Here is a 16,046-nt window from a genome sequence, read left to right on the forward strand (position 1 = left end):
GGACCGAGGTCCGGACGGGCCGTTCGTGGTCGTGCTACTGGAGATCAGTCGTCGCTGGACTTCGCCAGGTCGACCGGCGGAGCGTCGGGCACCGTGACGGGCTTCGGCTCACCCCGGAAGGTGAACTTGGCCTTGTCGTCGGCGGCCCGGGATCCCTCCGGAGCCTTCGGGTCGAAGCCCTCGACATCGACCACCACGATCTGGCCGGGCTCCACCTCGCCGAAGAGGATCTTCTCCGAGAGCTGGTCCTCGATCTCGCGCTGGATGGTGCGGCGAAGCGGCCGAGCGCCCAGCACGGGGTCGAACCCGCGCCGTGCGAGCAGTGCCTTCGCAGCAGGCGTCAGCTCGATGGCCATGTCCTTGTTGGCCAGCTGCGCCTCCACCCGCGTGATCATGAGGTCGACCATCGTGATGATCTGCTCCTCGGTCAGCTGGTGGAAGACGATGATGTCGTCGATGCGGTTGAGGAACTCCGGCCTGAAGTGCTTCTTCAGCTCGTCGTTGACCTTGTTCTTCATCCGCTCGTAGTTCGACGTCTCGTCGTTGCCCTGGGCGAACCCGAGGCCGACCGCCTTCGAGATGTCCTGCGTGCCGAGGTTCGAGGTGAAGATGATGACGGTGTTCTTGAAGTCCACCGTGCGGCCCTGACCGTCGGTCAGGCGACCATCCTCGAGGACCTGCAGGAGGGTGTTGTAGACCTCCTGGTGGGCCTTCTCGATCTCGTCGAACAGAACCACGGAGAACGGCTTGCGGCGTACCTTCTCGGTGAGCTGGCCGCCCTCCTCGTAGCCCACGTACCCGGGAGGGGCACCGAAGAGCCGCGAGGCGGTGTAGCGGTCGTGGAACTCGCCCATGTCGATCTGGATGAGCGCGTCGTCCTCGCCGAACAGGAAGTTGGCGAGCGCCTTGGACAGCTCGGTCTTACCGACACCCGAGGGGCCGGCGAAGATGAACGAGCCGGACGGACGCTTCGGGTCCTTCAGGCCGGCCCGCGTGCGGCGGATGGCCTGCGAGACCGACTTGACGGCCTCCTCCTGCCCGATGATCCGCTTGTGGAGCTCGTCCTCCATGCGGAGCAGACGCGTGGTCTCCTCCTCGGTGAGCTTGAAGACGGGGATCCCGGTCCAGTTGGCGAGCACCTCGGCGATCTGCTCGTCGTCGACCTCGGCGATGACGTCGAGGTCGCCGGACTTCCACTGCTTCTCCCGCTCGCCCTTCTGCGCGAGAAGCTGCTTCTCCGAGTCGCGCAGGTGCGCGGCCCGCTCGAAGTCCTGCGCGTCGATCGCCGACTCCTTGTCGCGACGAACGGCCGCGATCTTCTCGTCGAACTCGCGCAGGTCCGGCGGCGCGGTCATGCGACGGATCCGCATCCGGGCGCCCGCCTCGTCGATCAGGTCGATCGCCTTGTCCGGCAGGAAGCGGTCGCTGATGTACCGGTCGGCCAGCGTGGCTGCGGCAACCAGGGCCGGGTCGGTGATCGTGACGCGGTGGTGCGCCTCGTACCGGTCGCGGAGCCCCTTGAGGATCTCGATGGTGTGGCCGACGCTCGGCTCGCCCACCTGGATCGGCTGGAAGCGGCGCTCCAGCGCGGGGTCCTTCTCGACGTACTTGCGGTACTCGTCGAGTGTGGTGGCACCGATCGTCTGCAGCTCGCCACGGGCGAGCATCGGCTTGAGGATGCTGGCGGCGTCGATCGCGCCCTCGGCGGCACCGGCACCCACCAGGGTGTGGAGCTCGTCGATGAACAGGATGATGTCGCCGCGCGTGCGGATCTCCTTGAGCACCTTCTTGAGGCGCTCCTCGAAGTCACCGCGGTAGCGCGAGCCTGCGACCAGGGACCCGAGGTCGAGGGTGTAGAGCTGCTTGTCCTTGAGCGTCTCGGGCACCTCGCCCTTGACGATGCCCTGGGCCAGCCCCTCGACGACGGCGGTCTTGCCCACGCCGGGCTCGCCGATCAGGACGGGGTTGTTCTTGGTCCTCCGGGAGAGGACCTGCATGACCCGCTCGATCTCCTTCTCCCGGCCGATGACCGGGTCCAGCTTGCCCTCACGGGCCGACTGGGTGAGGTTGCGACCGAACTGGTCGAGGACCAGCGAGGAGGACGGGGTGCCCTCGCCGCGGCCACCGGAGGTGCCCTCGGCAGGCTCCTTGCCCTGGTAGCCGGACAGCAGCTGCAGGACCTGCTGACGGACCCGGTTGAGGTCGGCCCCCAGCTTGACCAGCACCTGTGCCGCGACGCCCTCGCCCTCGCGGATCAGGCCGAGCAGGATGTGCTCGGTGCCGATGTAGTTGTGGCCGAGCTGCAGCGCCTCGCGCAGCGACAGCTCGAGCACCTTCTTGGCCCGCGGTGTGAACGGAATGTGCCCGCTCGGTGCCTGCTGACCTTGACCGATGATCTCCTCGACCTGCTGGCGGACGCCCTCCAGGGCGATCCCGAGGGACTCCAGGGCCTTCGCGGCCACTCCCTCGCCCTCGTGGATGAGGCCAAGGAGGATGTGCTCGGTGCCGATGTAGTTGTGGTTGAGCATCCTGGCCTCTTCTTGCGCCAGAACGACAACACGCCTCGCTCGGTCGGTGAACCTCTCGAACATTTACACTCCTAGCCTGGGCTGCGCCATGCACCGGCGCGCGCTGCGCCGCGTACACCCCGGGTACCACTGTATCGGCCCGGGACCGATGGTCGCCTCGGTCTTGTGCAACTGAAAACAACGCGGCAACCCCGGCGCCGATTCCCCCGCAACCCTTTACCCCGACGGACCCGCTGGTCAGCTCGCAGCGAGCGCGCGTTCGGCCGCCTTGTCTTCTCGCCAGCCGTCCTCGTCGCGCCCGCGCCTCCAGTATCCGGACACGGACAGCTGCTCGCGCGCCACCTCGCGCTCGTTCACCAGATGGGTACGCACACTGCGCACGGCGCCCGCCTCACCATGCACGAACGCGTGAACTCGACCAGACGGAAAGGTCAGCTCCCGAACCGCTGTGGCGAGTTGGTCGGGGATACCGGCGGTGCGGTGCAGCCAGGTGACTCGCAGATCGCCCGGGGAGCGGAGCTCTTGCTGCTCGGCCTCGTCCGCCACCTCGAGGACGGCGAGTACCGGCACTCCCGCCGGGATGCGCTCACAGGCCGCGCCGACAGCGGGAAGCGCGCTTTCGTCGCCGACCATCAGGTGCCAGTCCGCTTCGGGGTCGGGCGCGTAGGCGCCGCCCGGGCCCAGGAGCCGCACCACGTCGCCGGGGCGGGCACCCGCCGCCCACGGCCCTGCGACACCCGCGTCGCCGTGCTGTACGACGTCGATCGTCAACTCGCCGGCGGCCTGGTCGAAGGCTCTCACCGTGTACGTGCGCGTGACCGGCCACTGTTCCCGGGGGAGCTGCTCACGAATCGAGTCCATCTCGAACGGCTCGGGATAGACGACGCCGGCGCGGGGGAAGATGATCTTCACGTAGCGGTCGGTGTAAGGCGTGTCGGGGAAGCTGCTGAGCTCATCGCCCCCGGCCACCACGCGGATCATGTGTGGAGTCAGCCGCTCCGTGCGGCGGACCTCCAGGACGGTCATCCTGCGAGCCACGGGACCTCCTATGCCGAAGTGAGGTCACCCTAACCGGAAGGACGGGGCCGGCGCACGGCCGGCCCTCACCCGTCGCTGATCTCAGTTCTCCTGGTGGTACGCGTCCAGCACATCAGCCGGAATACGGCCACGGTCGGACACCTTCATGCCCCGCTTGCGGGCCCAGTCGCGGATAGCCTGGTTCTGCTCCCGATCGATCGACGGACGCCGCGCCGAACTACTGGCTGCCGAACCACCACGGCGCCTGCCACCACCGGCACGACGCGCTGCCGAAACGAACGCGGCCAGAGAGTCCCGCAGCTTCTCCGCATTGTCCTTCGAGAGGTCGATCTCGTAGTTCTTGCCGTCGACACCGAACTCAACCGTCTCGTCGGCAGCCTGACCGTCCAGGTCGTCGATCAGTCGGATCTCACGGATCTGCGCCACCGTCGCAGCCCTCCATAGTTCATCGCTCTTGTTCTGCGGGGGGAGGCCGCATCGAGCCGCACGATATATCCAATTCAGTGCGACTGTCGAGTGGGAACCTCGAACACTCCGGGTAGTTACTCAGAACGCACGATCGGGTACAGAATGGTCTCGCGGATTCCGAGACCGGTCAGCGTCATCAGGAGCCGGTCGATGCCCATTCCCATCCCACCCGTGGGTGGCATTCCATACTCCATGGCACGCAAGAAGTCCTCGTCGACCTGCATCGCCTCGACATCTCCCGCAGCGGCCAGGAGAGACTGGGCGTAGAGCCTTTCCCGTTGCTCCACGGGATCGACCAGTTCGGAGTACGCGGTGGCAAGCTCCGTGCCGAACACGATGAGGTCCCAGGCCTCTGCGAGCCGCGGGTCTGTGCGGTGCCGCCTGGTCAGCGGCCGGACCTCGATCGGGTAGTCCCGCACGAACGTCGGCTCGACGAGTGTGTGCTCGACGAGCTTCTCGAACAGTTCCAGCACGATCTCACCGGCACTCAGAGAATCCTTGAGTTCGACGTCGTGAGCGGCGGCGAGCTTGCGCAGTTCTTCTACTGAGGTGTCCAGGGTCACGTCCTGCCCAACGGCCTCCGAGACCGCTCCGTGCAGCGTGACGGAACGCCACGGCTTCCCCAGATCGTGTTCGGTGCCGTCAGCATGCCGGACGGTCGTGGAACCGAAGACGGCCCGCGCACACGCGAGTACCAACTCTCGCGTCAGTTCTGCCATGTCGTCGTAGGTGGCGTACGCCTCGTACGCCTCGAGCATGGCGAACTCGGGTGAGTGCGTGGAGTCGATGCCTTCGTTACGGAAGTTCCGATTGATCTCGAAGACCCGTTCGATACCGCCCACCACGGATCGCTTGAGGAACAGTTCCGGAGCGATCCGCAGGTACAGATCGGTGTCCAGCGCGTTGGCGTGGGTGACGAACGGACGCGCAGTGGCGCCGCCGTGCTGCAGCTGCAGCATCGGCGTCTCCACCTCGACGTAGTCGCGGTCGTGGAGCGCGCTCCGCAGCGTGCGAACGACCTGAGCCCGATTACGGACCATCTCTCGTGCCTCGGGCCGCATGATGAGGTCGACATAACGTTGCCGAACTCGCATCTCCTCGGAGAGCTCGCGGTGCGCCACCGGCAGAGGGCGAACAGCCTTCGACGCCATCTCCCAGCGGTCGGCCATCACCGACAGTTCACCCCGCCGCGACGTCGCCACTTCGCCGTGCACGAATACGTGGTCACCGAGGTCCACAATGGACTTCCAGCGGGCGAGCGCCTCGTCGCCGACCAGCGCGAGGCTCAGCATCGCCTGCAGTTCCGTGCCGTCGCCTTCACGAAGGGTGGCGAAACAGAGCTTTCCGGTGTTGCGCAGAAAGATCACTCGTCCGGTGACGCCGACCTTCTCACCGGTGCCTGTGTCCGGCGGCAGGTCCGGGTGTGCGTCGCGCACCTCGCGCAGGGTGTGCGTGCGCTCGAGAGACACCGGATATGGGTCCCGGCCCTGAGCGAGCATCTCCGCCCGCTTGGCACGGCGCACCTGCATCTGTTCGGGCAGCTCGTTGTCTGGGCCGTCGAGAGGCTGGGTGCTCACCCTGTCAAGGTTAGTGACGCCCGCACCGGCACCGCTCCCCGGTTACCCCTCGACGTCGTGACAGAAGATCCAGTGACCCGAATCAAGTGGTGACGTAACGTCGAAAGCGTGACGACTCCCCGGGCCCGGTCCTTCGGCACCGTCGCCGCCGAATACGCGCGCCATCGTCCCGAGTACGCCGAGAGTGCCGTCGACTGGGCACTGGAGCCGGTGGCCGGTCGGCCCGATCGTCTGCTCCTCGACCTGGCGGCGGGCACGGGCAAGCTCACGGGCGCACTGCTCGCCCGCGGTCCGGTCATCGCCGTGGAGCCCGACCCACCGATGCTCGCCGAACTGCGGGTTCTTTTTCCGGATGTCGACGCGCGTGAGGGCAGCGCAGAGGCGATCCCCCTGCCTGACGAATCGGTCGACGCGGTACTGGTGGGCCAGGCGTTCCACTGGTTCGACCCGGAGCGTGCCCTGCCTGAGATCGCCCGTGTGCTGCGCCCCGGCGGGGTACTGGCCGCTTTGTGGAACGGCGACGACGCCACGGTGGAATGGGTGCGGGGCTATCACGATGCAGCCGGCCTGATCGGGCTCCGGGTCCGTGACCGTGCCGAGGCGGGGTTGCATCTGCCCGAGCATCCCGCTTTCGAGGCGAGCGAGCACAGCGCATATCCGAACGCCGTGCACACCTCGGTCGAAGGTCTGCTCGCGACACTCGCGACGCATTCGTGGGCTCTCGTGGCCGAGCCGGCCGACCGGGACGCCGCGCTGGCCCGCGTGCGGGACTACTTGGCCACGCGACCGGAGACATCGGCGGGCGAGTTCGAACTGCCGCTGTTCACCGATGTGGTGCGGATGTTGCGCAAATAGGTCAGGCGCAGTCCCAGCAGTGTCAGGTCCGGCACGAACTCGGTGATCGTCTCGGACGTCCCGGCCATCAGCGGTGCCAGGCCACCTGTGCCCAGAACGGTGACCGGGTCCGCCTTGGATCCCAGCTCGGCGAGGATGCGCCGCACCAGACCGTCCACCTGCCCGGCGAATCCGAAGAGCACTCCGGACTGCAGGCACTCCACCGTGTTCTTGCCGATCACCGAGCGCGGCCGCACCAGCTCCACGGTGCGCAGCGCGGCCGCCCGGGTGGCCAGAGCCTCCAGCGAGATCTCGATGCCAGGGGCCAGCGCGCCGCCGAGGAACTCCCCCTTCGCCGACACGACGTCGATGTTGGTGGACGTGCCGAAGTCGACGACGATGCACGTGCCCTCGAACAGCCGGTGCGCGGCGAGGGTGTTCATGACCCGGTCGGCGCCCACCTCCCGCGGGTTGTCGACCAGCAGCGGCACACCGGTGCGCACCCCCGGCCCGACGACCACGTTCGGACCACCGCGCCGGTCGATGAGCAACCGCAGCTCACGGAGCAGGCTCGGCACGGTGGACAGCGCCGCGACACCGGTGACCTCGGCGGCGTAGCGGCCGAGCAGTGCGTCGAAGGCGACCTCGAGCTCATCGGAGGTCATCCGAGGCTCGGTGCGCATCCGCCAGTCGCGTATCAGGGGCGGGTTGATCTCGAGTTCGCCGTCGGCGTCGGCGTCCGCGTAGAGCCCCAGCGCGATCTGGGTGTTGCCGACGTCCACGCAGAGCAGCACGACACCGTCCTCCTACAGCTGTACGGAGACGTTGTCGATGAGCCGCGTGCTCCCCAGCCGGGCCGCGACCAGCAGCCGCGCCCGACCGGCCTCGGGAGCCGGGCCGAGATCGGGGTCGCGCAGCTCGAGGTACTGCACCTCGAGTGCCGGCGCCTCGGCCAGCACCGCGCGGGCGGTGTCCAGAACGGCCTCCGGGCCCCGGGCAGACACCGCGGCCCCGGCGGACAGCGCACGCTGCAGAGTGGCGGCCACGGGCCGCTGGTCCACGGCGAGGTAGGCGTTGCGGCTGGAGAGCGCGAGCCCGTCGGGTTCACGGACCGTGGGGACGCCCACCACAGCCACGGGGAAGTTCAGGTCGCGCACCATCTTCTTGACGAGCACGAGCTGCTGGTAGTCCTTCTCGCCGAAGAACGCGACGTCCGGGGCGACGATGTGGAACAGCTTCGCGACGACGGTGAGCACCCCGCCGAAATGACCGGGCCGGACGTCGCCCTCGAGCTCGCTGCCGAGCCGGCCGGGCACGATGGTGGTGTCGGCGCCGTCGGGGTACATGTCGTCGGCGCCGGGGAGGAAGACGATCTCGACGCCCTCCTCGCGGCACACCTCGAGATCGGCCTCGAGCGGCCTGGGGTAGCGGCCGAGATCCTCACCCGCGCCGAACTGCAGAGGGTTCACGAAGATCGACACGGCGGTGACGGTGGTCCCCGGTGTACGCCGCGCGTGCCGGATGAGCTCGCGGTGGCCCTCGTGGAGCGCACCCATCGTCGGGACGAGCACGATCTTGCGGCCTGCAGCCCGCAGCGCGCGGGTGACCGGCGCGATCTCGGCAGGAGACCGGTGCACCGTCAGCTGACCGGCGGCGTACCCGCCCTGCGTACGAACCGTCACGAGGAGCCTTCCAGGAGAGCGAGCACGTCCTTCTCGGCGTACTCGGACAACAGACCCGCCGCCGCCGCCCGACGCGCCGTGCGGGCGGCCAGGACGCGGTAGGTGGCGGCCAGATCGGGGTCGGCTTCGGTGAGTTCGCGCAAGTGGGTGCGCACCGTCTCGACGTCACCGCGGGCCACGGGGCCCGTCAGCGCCCGATCCCCGTGCCGCAGCGAGTTGTCCAGAGCGGCCGACAGCAGCGGGGCGATGAGGCGATCAGCGGGGCTGATGCCCGCGTTCTCCAGGGTGTCGACGCAGTCGCGGACGAGGGTGACGAGGTGGTTGGCACCGTGCGCCAGCGCCGCGTGGTACAGCGGACGGACCTCCTCGGCGATGCGTACCGGCTCCGACCCCATCTCGACGACGAGTGCCTCGCCGACGCTCCAGGCCGCCTCGTCGCCCGCCGCGGCGGTGACTCCGACGCTGCAGCCGGCGAGCCGGGCAACGTCCTCGGTGCGGCCGGTGAACGTCATCACGGGATGCAGGGCCAGCGGCAGCACGCCGTGCTCGGCGGCAGGGGCCAGCACGGCGATCCCGTGGGAACCCGACGTGTGCACGACGATCTGGCCGGGACGGAAGCTGCCCGCGGCGGCCAGGCCGCGGACCAGACCGGGCAGCACGTCGTCCGGCACGGCGAGGAGTGCGAGGTCTGCGCCCGTCACCACCTCGTCCGGGGGCTGCAGCGGTACGCCGGGCAGCAGCGCCGCGGCTCGCTTGACCGAATCGCGCGACACTCCTGATGCGGCGGCGACCCGATGCCCTGCTGCGGCCCACGCCGCTCCCACGACGGCCCCCACGCGGCCGGCCGAGACGACCCCGACGGCGAGCCGGGCGGGCCTGCCTGAACTCATCTCATCTCCTCGATCGGCCGGTGGACCGCTCCGGCACCGGACGATGAGTCACGGCCGACGTCAGCGGCGCGACCACAGGTTACGCGGCGGCGCGACGCCGCAGAGGAGCCGTGGCGGGCTTCACCGAAGCGTGGGTGCCGCCCGGGGGTCAGCGGCGCCGGGGCGGCCAGCTCTGGGGCGGGGCGTCGGGAGGTATCGACACCGTCGGCGGCGGCCCGGGCGGCGGCGGCGTCCAGTTGTGGTGGCCCCGATGCCGCATGGCCACCGTCAGCCCCTCGGGGTGGCCGACGGCGCGAGCCCGCGCCTTTCGGAGTTTGCCCAACGCCTCCTCGTGCCAGTACATCCCGGAGTCACCGACCGCTCCCCGCGCCATCTTCGACCGGAGGAACGCGAGCTCGGTGACCGCGTACTGGTACTGCGAGACGGCCTTCTCCACCTGCCTGCCCGAACCCCGCCGCACGGCCGCCCGCCACCCGCGCCTGCCGGCCAGGCTCGAGAGCAGCGGCACCTCGCTCGGCGCGATCCACCCGGCCTGGGCGAACCCCGGCAGCTGCTCGATCACGATGCGCTGCTCACGGCGGCGCTGCCACACCACGACGCCGGCCACGGCCAGAAACAGCGGCACCATGATGAACCCGTACACCATGAAGAAGACGGTGCCGCCGAAAAGGGACGCCGACGCGTTCCAGAGGGCATGCAAGATCACTGCCAGCAGGTAACCCAGCGGCACCGTGACGAGTGCGACGCGGACGCTGCGGCTGCGTGCCGCGATCCCGGCGCCGATCCCGGTCATGACCGTGAACAGGGGGTGGGCGAACGGCGAGAGCACGCCGCGCAGCAGGAGCACGGCGACCACGCCGCTACCCTGCCCGACCACTGCGCCCTCGGCGAACGCCCGTCCGATGTAGAGGATGTTCTCGGTGAAGGCGAAGCCCGCGCCGACCAGCCCGGCGTAGACGATTCCGTCGACGATCCCGTCGAACTCACGTCGGCGGAAGATCAGCAGCCCGACGAGAAACGAGCCTTTGACCGCCTCCTCCACCACGGGCGCGATCGCGACGGTGCCGAAGAGGTCGCCGTTCCCGCGGCCGAGCACCTCGTCGGCCACCAGCACCGCGCTCGAGTTGATCAGCAGTGCCGAGAGGGCGGCGAAGCACGCGCCCCACAGGAACGCGATCAGCAGCATCCGCGCCGGTTCCGGCTCCCAGCGGTCGACCCACAGGAACGTCGCGACGACGGGGCCGACCGGCAGCAACGCACACAACGCGCCGACCAGGACGCCGCCCGGGCCGACGCTGCTGCCCACCATGCCGATGACGACCAGACCGCAGACGGCGAGGGCTATCAACCCGAGTACGGGCGCGAGCACGCCACGGCGCTGTCGCTTCGATGTGGGCAGAGGAATGATCTGCGTGGCCTGCGCCATGGGGGGAGCCTACGGGCGGTCGCTACGGGCCGTGCACGCGTTATTCACCGGGCTCGTCACCGGAGTCGTCATCGGGGGTACGGCAGCACCATTCGAGCCACAGAGCGCCTCCGACCAGCACGAGTGCACAGGCCAGCCCCACCCCGGCGGCGATCGAGTCGGCGGCAGCGGCGGTGACGTCCGCAGCCCGCGGCAGCACGTGGGCGAGCAGGCCGGCCCACACTCCCGCCATGATCGCACCGGCGAGCGACGACGCCTTCGCCACGATCACCGCCCTCGCCGCCGTGAGCGGCTGGACCGGCGGGGTGCCGGGACGGCGGTGCCGGATCCGCGACCGCAGACCACTGCCGACCAGAGCCTCCGCCACCCCGAGGACGCCGAGGGTCACACCGGCCGGGAGCGGGAGCGGTGGCAGCGAGTTGTAGGTCAGCCGCACGATCAGGTTCACCAACAGCGCCGTCACGAGCGCGACGGCGAACAGGTGGCGTGGGCGGGTGAGGGTCATGGCGCGAGCACCAGGTCGTCACGTCGCCGCATCCCGGCCTCTGCGTCCGGCCCCAGGGCCGCGAGGAGCGCCTTCACCGGGCCGTGGCCGGGCAGCACGGCGTCCGCGTCCACGTCCAGCCACGGGCGGAGCACCGTGGCCCGCTCCGGCGTGCCGGGGTGCGGGAGCAGCAGATCCGGGTGGTCGCTGCGTACGGGACCATCCGGCCCGTCCACCGTGACGATGTCGACGTCCAGCGTCCGGGGACCCCAGCGCACCTCCCTGACCCGGCCCGATGCCGCCTCCAGGCCCTGCCCTCGGCGAAGCCAGTCCCACGCGTCGGCGCCGGGGTCGTCCACGACGATCACGGCGTTGAGGAAGTCGTCCTGCTCCACACCACCCCAGGGCGCCGTCTCGTACACCGGTGAGGCCGCGACCAGCACGTCCGCGAATCCGTCGACGGCCGCCCGCAGGTGGGCGAACCGGTCGCCGAGGTTGGACCCGAGTGACAGCACGGCGCGGCTCACGCGGGGATGATCCGGGACCGGGGATCACTGGGGCGGGAACGCCGGGCGACCACGGCGACGTCGGCGAACTCCAGGGGGATCGGGGCCTGGGGCTTGTGCAGCACGACCTCGACGGCCTGCACGCGCTCGTCGGACATGACGTCATCGGCGACGCGCCCGGCCACGGCCTCGATGAGGTTGCGCGGTTCACCGCCGACGATCCCGGCCACCCGCTGGGCGAGCGCCCCGTAGTCGAGGGTGTCGGCGAGGTCGTCGGACGCCGCCGCGGCAGCCAGGTCCATCCAGACCGTGACGTCCACGACGAAGTCCTGTCCGTCACGGCGCTCGTGGTCGAACACCCCGTGGTTCGCGCGGACGCGCAGGCCGCGCAGCTCGATCCGGTCGTTCATCGCACGCCCCCGCTCCTTTCGCCCGGCCCATCGGGAGACGTCACCGTGCGCGGGCGCTGTGTCGATGACTCGGTCGCGATCATCGGCCGTCCTGTGGGACTGCTCGCGCCGGAGATCGTCCCAGCTGCCACGCCGCGGCCACCGCGACCGCGTCGAGCGTGTCGTGCACCTCGTGCACCCGGACCCCCCACGCGCCGCTGGATGCCGCCAGCGCACTGACCGCCGCGGTCGCCACGTCCCGCTCCCGGGCCGGCCGCAGCGTGCCGTCGGCGCCGGCAAGAAGCTGGCCCAGGAAGCGTTTGCGGGACGCGCCCACCAGCACGGGGAACCCGAGGTCCGTCAGAACGTCGAGCCTGCGCAGCAACGCCCAGTTGTGCGCCGCGGTCTTCGCGAAGCCGAGGCCGGGATCGAGCACCAGGCACGACGGTTCGACGCCGGCCAGCACCGCGGCATCCACCCTCGCCACCAGCTCGTCACGTACCTCGCCGACGACGTCCTCGTAGGTGGCGAGGGAGTTCATCCGGTCGCTCGGGCCCCGCCAGTGCATCAGGATCAACGGGACTCGGGCCTGGGCGACCGTGGCCGCCATCGCGGGGTCGGCGAGCCCACCGGAGACATCGTTGACCACCTGCGCGCCGGCCTCGACGGCCGCCTCGGCGACCGCGGCCCGCGTGGTGTCGATGCTGACCCGCACGCCCTCGGCCACCAGATCCCGGATCACCGGCAGGACGCGGGCTTTCTCGACGTCGGCCTCGACGCGCTGCGCGCCGGGGCGCGTGGACTCACCACCCACATCGACGATGTCGGCGCCTGCCTCATGCATCTCCACGCCGTGGGCCACCGCGTGGTCGCGATCGAGGTAGCGGCCCCCGTCGGAGAACGAGTCGGGCGTGACGTTGAGGACACCCATCACCACGCACCGCCCGGGCCGGGGCAGTCCGGGCGGGTCCGTGCGGGCAACCACCCGCCTCACCCGCTCCTGATCAGCGCCAGCGCCTCGGCACGTGATGTGGACGAGGACTGGAACATCCCCCGCACTGCCGAGGTGGTGGTGCGCGAACCCGGCTTCCTGACCCCGCGCATGCCCATACAGAGGTGTTCCGCCTCGATCACGACGATCACGCCGCGCGGCGACAGCTTGCGCACCAGTGCGTCGGCGACCTGCCCGGTGAGCCGTTCCTGCACCTGGGGGCGCCGCGCGTAGAGGTCGACCAGCCGGGCGATCTTGGACAGGCCGGTGACCCGTCCGTCGACGTTCGGGATGTAGCCGACGTGTGCCATCCCGTGGAAAGGAACCAGATGATGCTCACAGGTGCTGAACATCGGGATGTCCTTGACGAGGATCAGCTCCTGATGATGCTCGTCGAAGGTCTTCTCCAGCACGGCGTCCGGATCGGCGTAGAGGCCGGCGAACATCTCTTCGTAGGACCTGGCGACTCGGGCAGGCGTGTCGCGGAGCCCGTCGCGGTCCGGGTCCTCGCCGATCGCGATCAGCAGCTCGCGTACGGCTGCCTCGGCACGGGGCCGGTCCATCGTCGGTCTTCCGTTCGCTGCTGCTCTGTCCAAGGTTTCAGCTGCGGATGCCCCGGTGTCGCCCAACGCCTCCCAGCTCAGCGTGACCCGTCCTCGTCCGGACCCTTGCCGTTCTCACGCGGCGGCTCGGGGGGTGGAGCAGGCGCGTCGCCGTGGCCGTTGCCTGCAGCGGGCGGAGCGGTCTGCTGCGGCCACTGCGGCTGCTGCCACTGACCCGCCGGGGGCCACGGCTGGCCATGCGGGGTGGTGGCCGGACGCCAGTCGGCCGGAGCGCCGTAGTTGGGCTGCACGGAGTTGGGCTGGCCCGAACCGGGCGCGCCGGGGTTGGGCTGCTGTCCGGGGCCCCATCCCTGCTGCGGAGCCGGGGGCTGCCCGTACCCGGCGGGGGCGGCGGCTGCCGGGAACGGCGGCTGCCCGGGGTTGCCACCGGGATAGCCACCGTGCGGGCCGGGCGCGGGCACCGGGCCTCCGTTGGGACCCGGAGTGGGCACCGGGTGGCCGCCACCACCCGGGTAGGACCCAACGGGAGCCGGCTGGCGCGACGGCTCGGTGTGCGGTGGCCAGGGCTCGCCGCGCTCCCTCGCCCGCTCGGCCGGCGTCTTGATCGGTGGCTTGTCGGAGGGCGTGCGTCCGCCGAAGTCGTTGAACGCGGTGATCCGCGGCCGCTTCTCGACCCGGTCGAAGATCCGCTCCAGGTCCCTGCGGTTGAGCGTCTCCTTCTCCAGGAGCTCCAGCACCAGGTCGTCCAGGACGTCCCGGTAGGTGTTGAGGATCTCCCACGCCTCGGTGTGCGCGGCCTCGATGAGCGCGCGCACCTCCTCGTCGATCTCGTGGGCGACCTCGAGCGAGTAGTCGGCCTGGTTGCCCATCGAGCGGCCGAGGAACGGGTCGCCCTGGTCGCGGCCGTAGCGGACGGCGCCCAGCCGTGCGCTCATGCCGTACTCGGTGACCATCGCCTTGGCGATCTTGGTGGCCTGGTCGATGTCGGAGGAGGCGCCGGTGGTGGGCTCGTGGAAGACGAGCTCCTCCGCCGAGCGGCCACCCATCGCGAACACCAGCCGGCCGATCATCTCCGACCTGGTCATCAGGCCCTTGTCGTCCTCGGGGACGACGAGGGCGTGGCCGCCGGTGCGCCCGCGCGGCAGGATCGTGAGCTTGTAGACCGGCTCGAGGTCCGGCATCGCCCACGCCGCCAGAGCGTGACCGCCCTCGTGGTAGGCGGTGATCTTCTTCTCCTGCTCGGAGATGATCTTGCTCTTGCGCCGCGGACCGCCGACGACGCGATCGACGGACTCCTCCAGCGCCGCGCCGGTGATCAGCGTGCCGTTCTCCCGCGCGGTGAGCAGGGCGGCCTCGTTGATGACGTTGGCGAGGTCGGCGCCGGACATACCGACCGTGCGCTTGGCCAGGCCCTCGAAGTCGACGTCGTTGGCGAACGGCTTGCCCTTGGAGTGCACGGCCAGGATCGCGCGCCGACCGGCGAGGTCGGGGGCGCCCACCGGGATCTGGCGGTCGAAACGACCCGGGCGCAGCAGCGCGGGGTCGAGGATGTCGGGACGGTTGGTGGCCGCGATCAAGATGATGCCGCCACGGGCGTCGAACCCGTCCATCTCGACGAGCAGCTGGTTGAGCGTCTGCTCACGCTCGTCGTGGCCACCACCGAGGCCTGCGCCGCGCTGGCGGCCGACCGCGTCGATCTCGTCGACGAAGATGATGCAGGGCGAGTTCTGCTTGGCCTGTTCGAACAGGTCGCGCACACGGGAGGCACCGACACCGACGAACATCTCGACGAAGTCGGACCCGGAGATCGTGTAGAACGGCACGCCCGCCTCGCCCGCGACCGCACGCGCGAGCAGCGTCTTACCGGTGCCGGGCGGGCCGTACAGGAGCACGCCCTTGGGAATCTTCGCGCCGAGAGCCTGGTAGCGAGCCGGGTTCTGCAGGAAGTCCTTGATCTCGTGGAGCTCCTCGACGGCCTCGTCGGCCCCCGCGACGTCACCGAAGGTGGTCTTCGGCATGTCCTTGTTGAGCTGCTTGGCCTTCGACTTGCCGAACGACATCACCCGGTTGCCGCCGCCCTGGGCGTTGTTCATCATCCAGAAGAGGATGAGCAGCACCAGGCCGAGCGGGATGAGGTAGATCAGGATCGTGGTCAGGAACGACTCCTGGCGCACGACCGTGTTGAACGACGGCTTGTTGGAAGCCGACTCAAGCGCCTGGACGATGGAACCGCTGGTCTGGGCCGGGTACTGGGTGATGACCTGCGTGCCGCCGTTGACAGGCTGGTTCAGGGTGAGGCGGAGCTGCTGCTCGTTGTCCTCGATCAGCGCGTCCTTGACGTTGCCGCTGCTTATCTGGCTGAGCGCGACGGACGTGGGCACCTGGGTGTAGCCGCGCGTGTCGTCGAAGAGCACGCTGAACGTGAAGTAGACCAGGATCGCGGCGAGGATCCAGATCAGCGGGTTGCGGAGCAGGCGCTTGCGGTCCATGCAGCTTCGGCCGTGCGGCCTTCACCCTCCCTGGCGAGTTTCTCCGACGGAGACCCGGCGCAGCACACTGACCGGCCCTGAGTCCGCCAGGATAGCGGTCCTGAGCTCAAGCCGCGTCGTCGACGTCGATCGGTACGCCCCACTTGGGTACGTGCTGGTACAACGGCCGGAAGCGAATCTG

Annotated in this window: 15 protein-coding genes; 1 reads left to right on the forward strand and 14 read right to left on the reverse strand. The window is 69.7% G+C overall.

The features are described 5' to 3' along the window. Positions 1 to 44: 44 nt before the first annotated feature. From ABD743_RS06545 to lysS, 4 genes are all read right to left on the reverse strand, one after another. Positions 45 to 2,591 (reverse strand): ATP-dependent Clp protease ATP-binding subunit, encoded by a 2,547-nt coding sequence (locus tag ABD743_RS06545; protein WP_241036879.1) that lies wholly within the window; start codon positions 2,589 to 2,591, stop codon positions 45 to 47. Positions 2,592 to 2,765: 174 nt separating this feature from the next. Further along, positions 2,766 to 3,554 carry a siderophore-interacting protein gene (locus ABD743_RS06550; protein ID WP_344720723.1) on the reverse strand — a complete coding sequence of 263 codons (789 nt, stop codon included), beginning with the start codon at positions 3,552 to 3,554 and terminating at the stop codon, positions 2,766 to 2,768. A 93-nt stretch (positions 3,555 to 3,647) separates the two neighbouring features. After that, positions 3,648 to 3,992: a histone-like nucleoid-structuring protein Lsr2 gene (locus ABD743_RS06555; protein WP_344719848.1), complete on the reverse strand. Its 345-nt coding sequence runs from the start codon at positions 3,990 to 3,992 to the stop codon at positions 3,648 to 3,650. A 116-nt stretch (positions 3,993 to 4,108) separates the two neighbouring features. After that, positions 4,109 to 5,563: a lysine--tRNA ligase gene (lysS, locus tag ABD743_RS06560; protein ID WP_344720725.1), complete on the reverse strand. Its 1,455-nt coding sequence runs from the start codon at positions 5,561 to 5,563 to the stop codon at positions 4,109 to 4,111. 156 nt (positions 5,564 to 5,719) lie between these two features. Here lysS and ABD743_RS06565 point away from each other — a divergent pair, with 156 nt between their 5' ends. Continuing rightward, positions 5,720 to 6,466 carry a class I SAM-dependent methyltransferase gene (locus ABD743_RS06565; protein ID WP_344719849.1) on the forward strand — a complete coding sequence of 249 codons (747 nt, stop codon included), beginning with the start codon at positions 5,720 to 5,722 and terminating at the stop codon, positions 6,464 to 6,466. On the opposite strand, the gene ABD743_RS06570 is transcribed toward ABD743_RS06565, so the two are convergent. The 10 genes from ABD743_RS06570 to ftsH all read right to left on the reverse strand — a co-directional run bounded on the left by ABD743_RS06570 (position 6,382) and on the right by ftsH (position 15,865). Beyond that, positions 6,382 to 7,239, reverse strand: a complete 858-nt coding sequence (locus ABD743_RS06570; protein ID WP_344719851.1) for a type III pantothenate kinase — start codon at positions 7,237 to 7,239, stop codon at positions 6,382 to 6,384. The two genes, ABD743_RS06565 and ABD743_RS06570, sit on opposite strands and share 85 nt — an antisense overlap. Positions 7,240 to 7,251: 12 nt before the next feature. Next, a complete protein-coding gene (gene panC / locus ABD743_RS06575; RefSeq protein WP_344719853.1) occupies positions 7,252 to 8,127 on the reverse strand; it encodes a pantoate--beta-alanine ligase in 876 nt (291 codons plus the stop codon). Next, positions 8,124 to 9,017 carry a Rossmann-like and DUF2520 domain-containing protein gene (locus ABD743_RS06580; protein ID WP_344719855.1) on the reverse strand — a complete coding sequence of 298 codons (894 nt, stop codon included), beginning with the start codon at positions 9,015 to 9,017 and terminating at the stop codon, positions 8,124 to 8,126. Before ABD743_RS06580 ends, panC begins: the two co-directional genes overlap by 4 nt. Positions 9,018 to 9,165: 148 nt before the next feature. Continuing rightward, a complete protein-coding gene (locus ABD743_RS06585; protein ID WP_344719857.1) occupies positions 9,166 to 10,443 on the reverse strand; it encodes a PrsW family intramembrane metalloprotease in 1,278 nt (425 codons plus the stop codon). Between the two features lie 40 nt (positions 10,444 to 10,483). Then, positions 10,484 to 10,948, reverse strand: coding sequence for a DUF3180 domain-containing protein (locus ABD743_RS06590; RefSeq protein ID WP_344719858.1), 465 nt, complete (start codon positions 10,946 to 10,948; stop codon positions 10,484 to 10,486). Then, positions 10,945 to 11,454, reverse strand: a complete 510-nt coding sequence (gene folK, locus ABD743_RS06595; protein ID WP_344719860.1) for a 2-amino-4-hydroxy-6-hydroxymethyldihydropteridine diphosphokinase — start codon at positions 11,452 to 11,454, stop codon at positions 10,945 to 10,947. The genes ABD743_RS06590 and folK overlap by 4 nt, the downstream gene beginning before the upstream one ends. Next, on the reverse strand, positions 11,451 to 11,843 hold the full coding sequence (gene folB, locus ABD743_RS06600) for a dihydroneopterin aldolase (RefSeq protein ID WP_344719862.1): 393 nt from the start codon (positions 11,841 to 11,843) through the stop codon (positions 11,451 to 11,453). Before folB ends, folK begins: the two co-directional genes overlap by 4 nt. A 79-nt stretch (positions 11,844 to 11,922) precedes the next feature. Then, complete coding sequence (gene folP / locus ABD743_RS06605) at positions 11,923 to 12,753, reverse strand: dihydropteroate synthase (RefSeq protein WP_344720726.1); 831 nt, start codon at positions 12,751 to 12,753, stop codon at positions 11,923 to 11,925. 59 nt (positions 12,754 to 12,812) lie between these two features. Beyond that, positions 12,813 to 13,376, reverse strand: a complete 564-nt coding sequence (folE, locus tag ABD743_RS06610) for a GTP cyclohydrolase I FolE (protein ID WP_344719864.1) — start codon at positions 13,374 to 13,376, stop codon at positions 12,813 to 12,815. Positions 13,377 to 13,453: 77 nt separating this feature from the next. After that, positions 13,454 to 15,865: an ATP-dependent zinc metalloprotease FtsH gene (gene ftsH, locus ABD743_RS06615; RefSeq protein ID WP_344719866.1), complete on the reverse strand. Its 2,412-nt coding sequence runs from the start codon at positions 15,863 to 15,865 to the stop codon at positions 13,454 to 13,456. Positions 15,866 to 16,046 lie beyond the last annotated feature (181 nt).

It is taken from the genome of Pseudonocardia yunnanensis (assembly GCF_039534065.1).
GTDB lineage: Bacteria > Actinomycetota > Actinomycetes > Mycobacteriales > Pseudonocardiaceae > Pseudonocardia > Pseudonocardia yunnanensis.

Bases quoted from the DNA above. Each gene is read 5' to 3' on its own strand.
- ABD743_RS06545 (WP_241036879.1), bottom strand. From the start codon at position 2,591: ATGTTCGAGAGGTTCACCGACCGAGCGAGGCGTGTTGTCGTTCTGGCG.
- ABD743_RS06550 (WP_344720723.1), bottom strand. From the start codon at position 3,554: ATGACCGTCCTGGAGGTCCGCCGCACGGAGCGGCTGACTCCACACATG.
- lysS (WP_344720725.1), bottom strand. From the start codon at position 5,563: ATGCAGGTGCGCCGTGCCAAGCGGGCGGAGATGCTCGCTCAGGGCCGG.
- ABD743_RS06580 (WP_344719855.1), bottom strand. From the start codon at position 9,017: ATGAGTTCAGGCAGGCCCGCCCGGCTCGCCGTCGGGGTCGTCTCGGCC.
- ABD743_RS06585 (WP_344719857.1), bottom strand. From the start codon at position 10,443: ATGGCGCAGGCCACGCAGATCATTCCTCTGCCCACATCGAAGCGACAG.
- ABD743_RS06590 (WP_344719858.1), bottom strand. From the start codon at position 10,948: ATGACCCTCACCCGCCCACGCCACCTGTTCGCCGTCGCGCTCGTGACG.
- folB (WP_344719862.1), bottom strand. From the start codon at position 11,843: ATGAACGACCGGATCGAGCTGCGCGGCCTGCGCGTCCGCGCGAACCAC.
- folP (WP_344720726.1), bottom strand. From the start codon at position 12,753: ATGGGTGTCCTCAACGTCACGCCCGACTCGTTCTCCGACGGGGGCCGC.
- folE (WP_344719864.1), bottom strand. From the start codon at position 13,376: ATGGACCGGCCCCGTGCCGAGGCAGCCGTACGCGAGCTGCTGATCGCG.
- ftsH (WP_344719866.1), bottom strand. From the start codon at position 15,865: ATGGACCGCAAGCGCCTGCTCCGCAACCCGCTGATCTGGATCCTCGCC.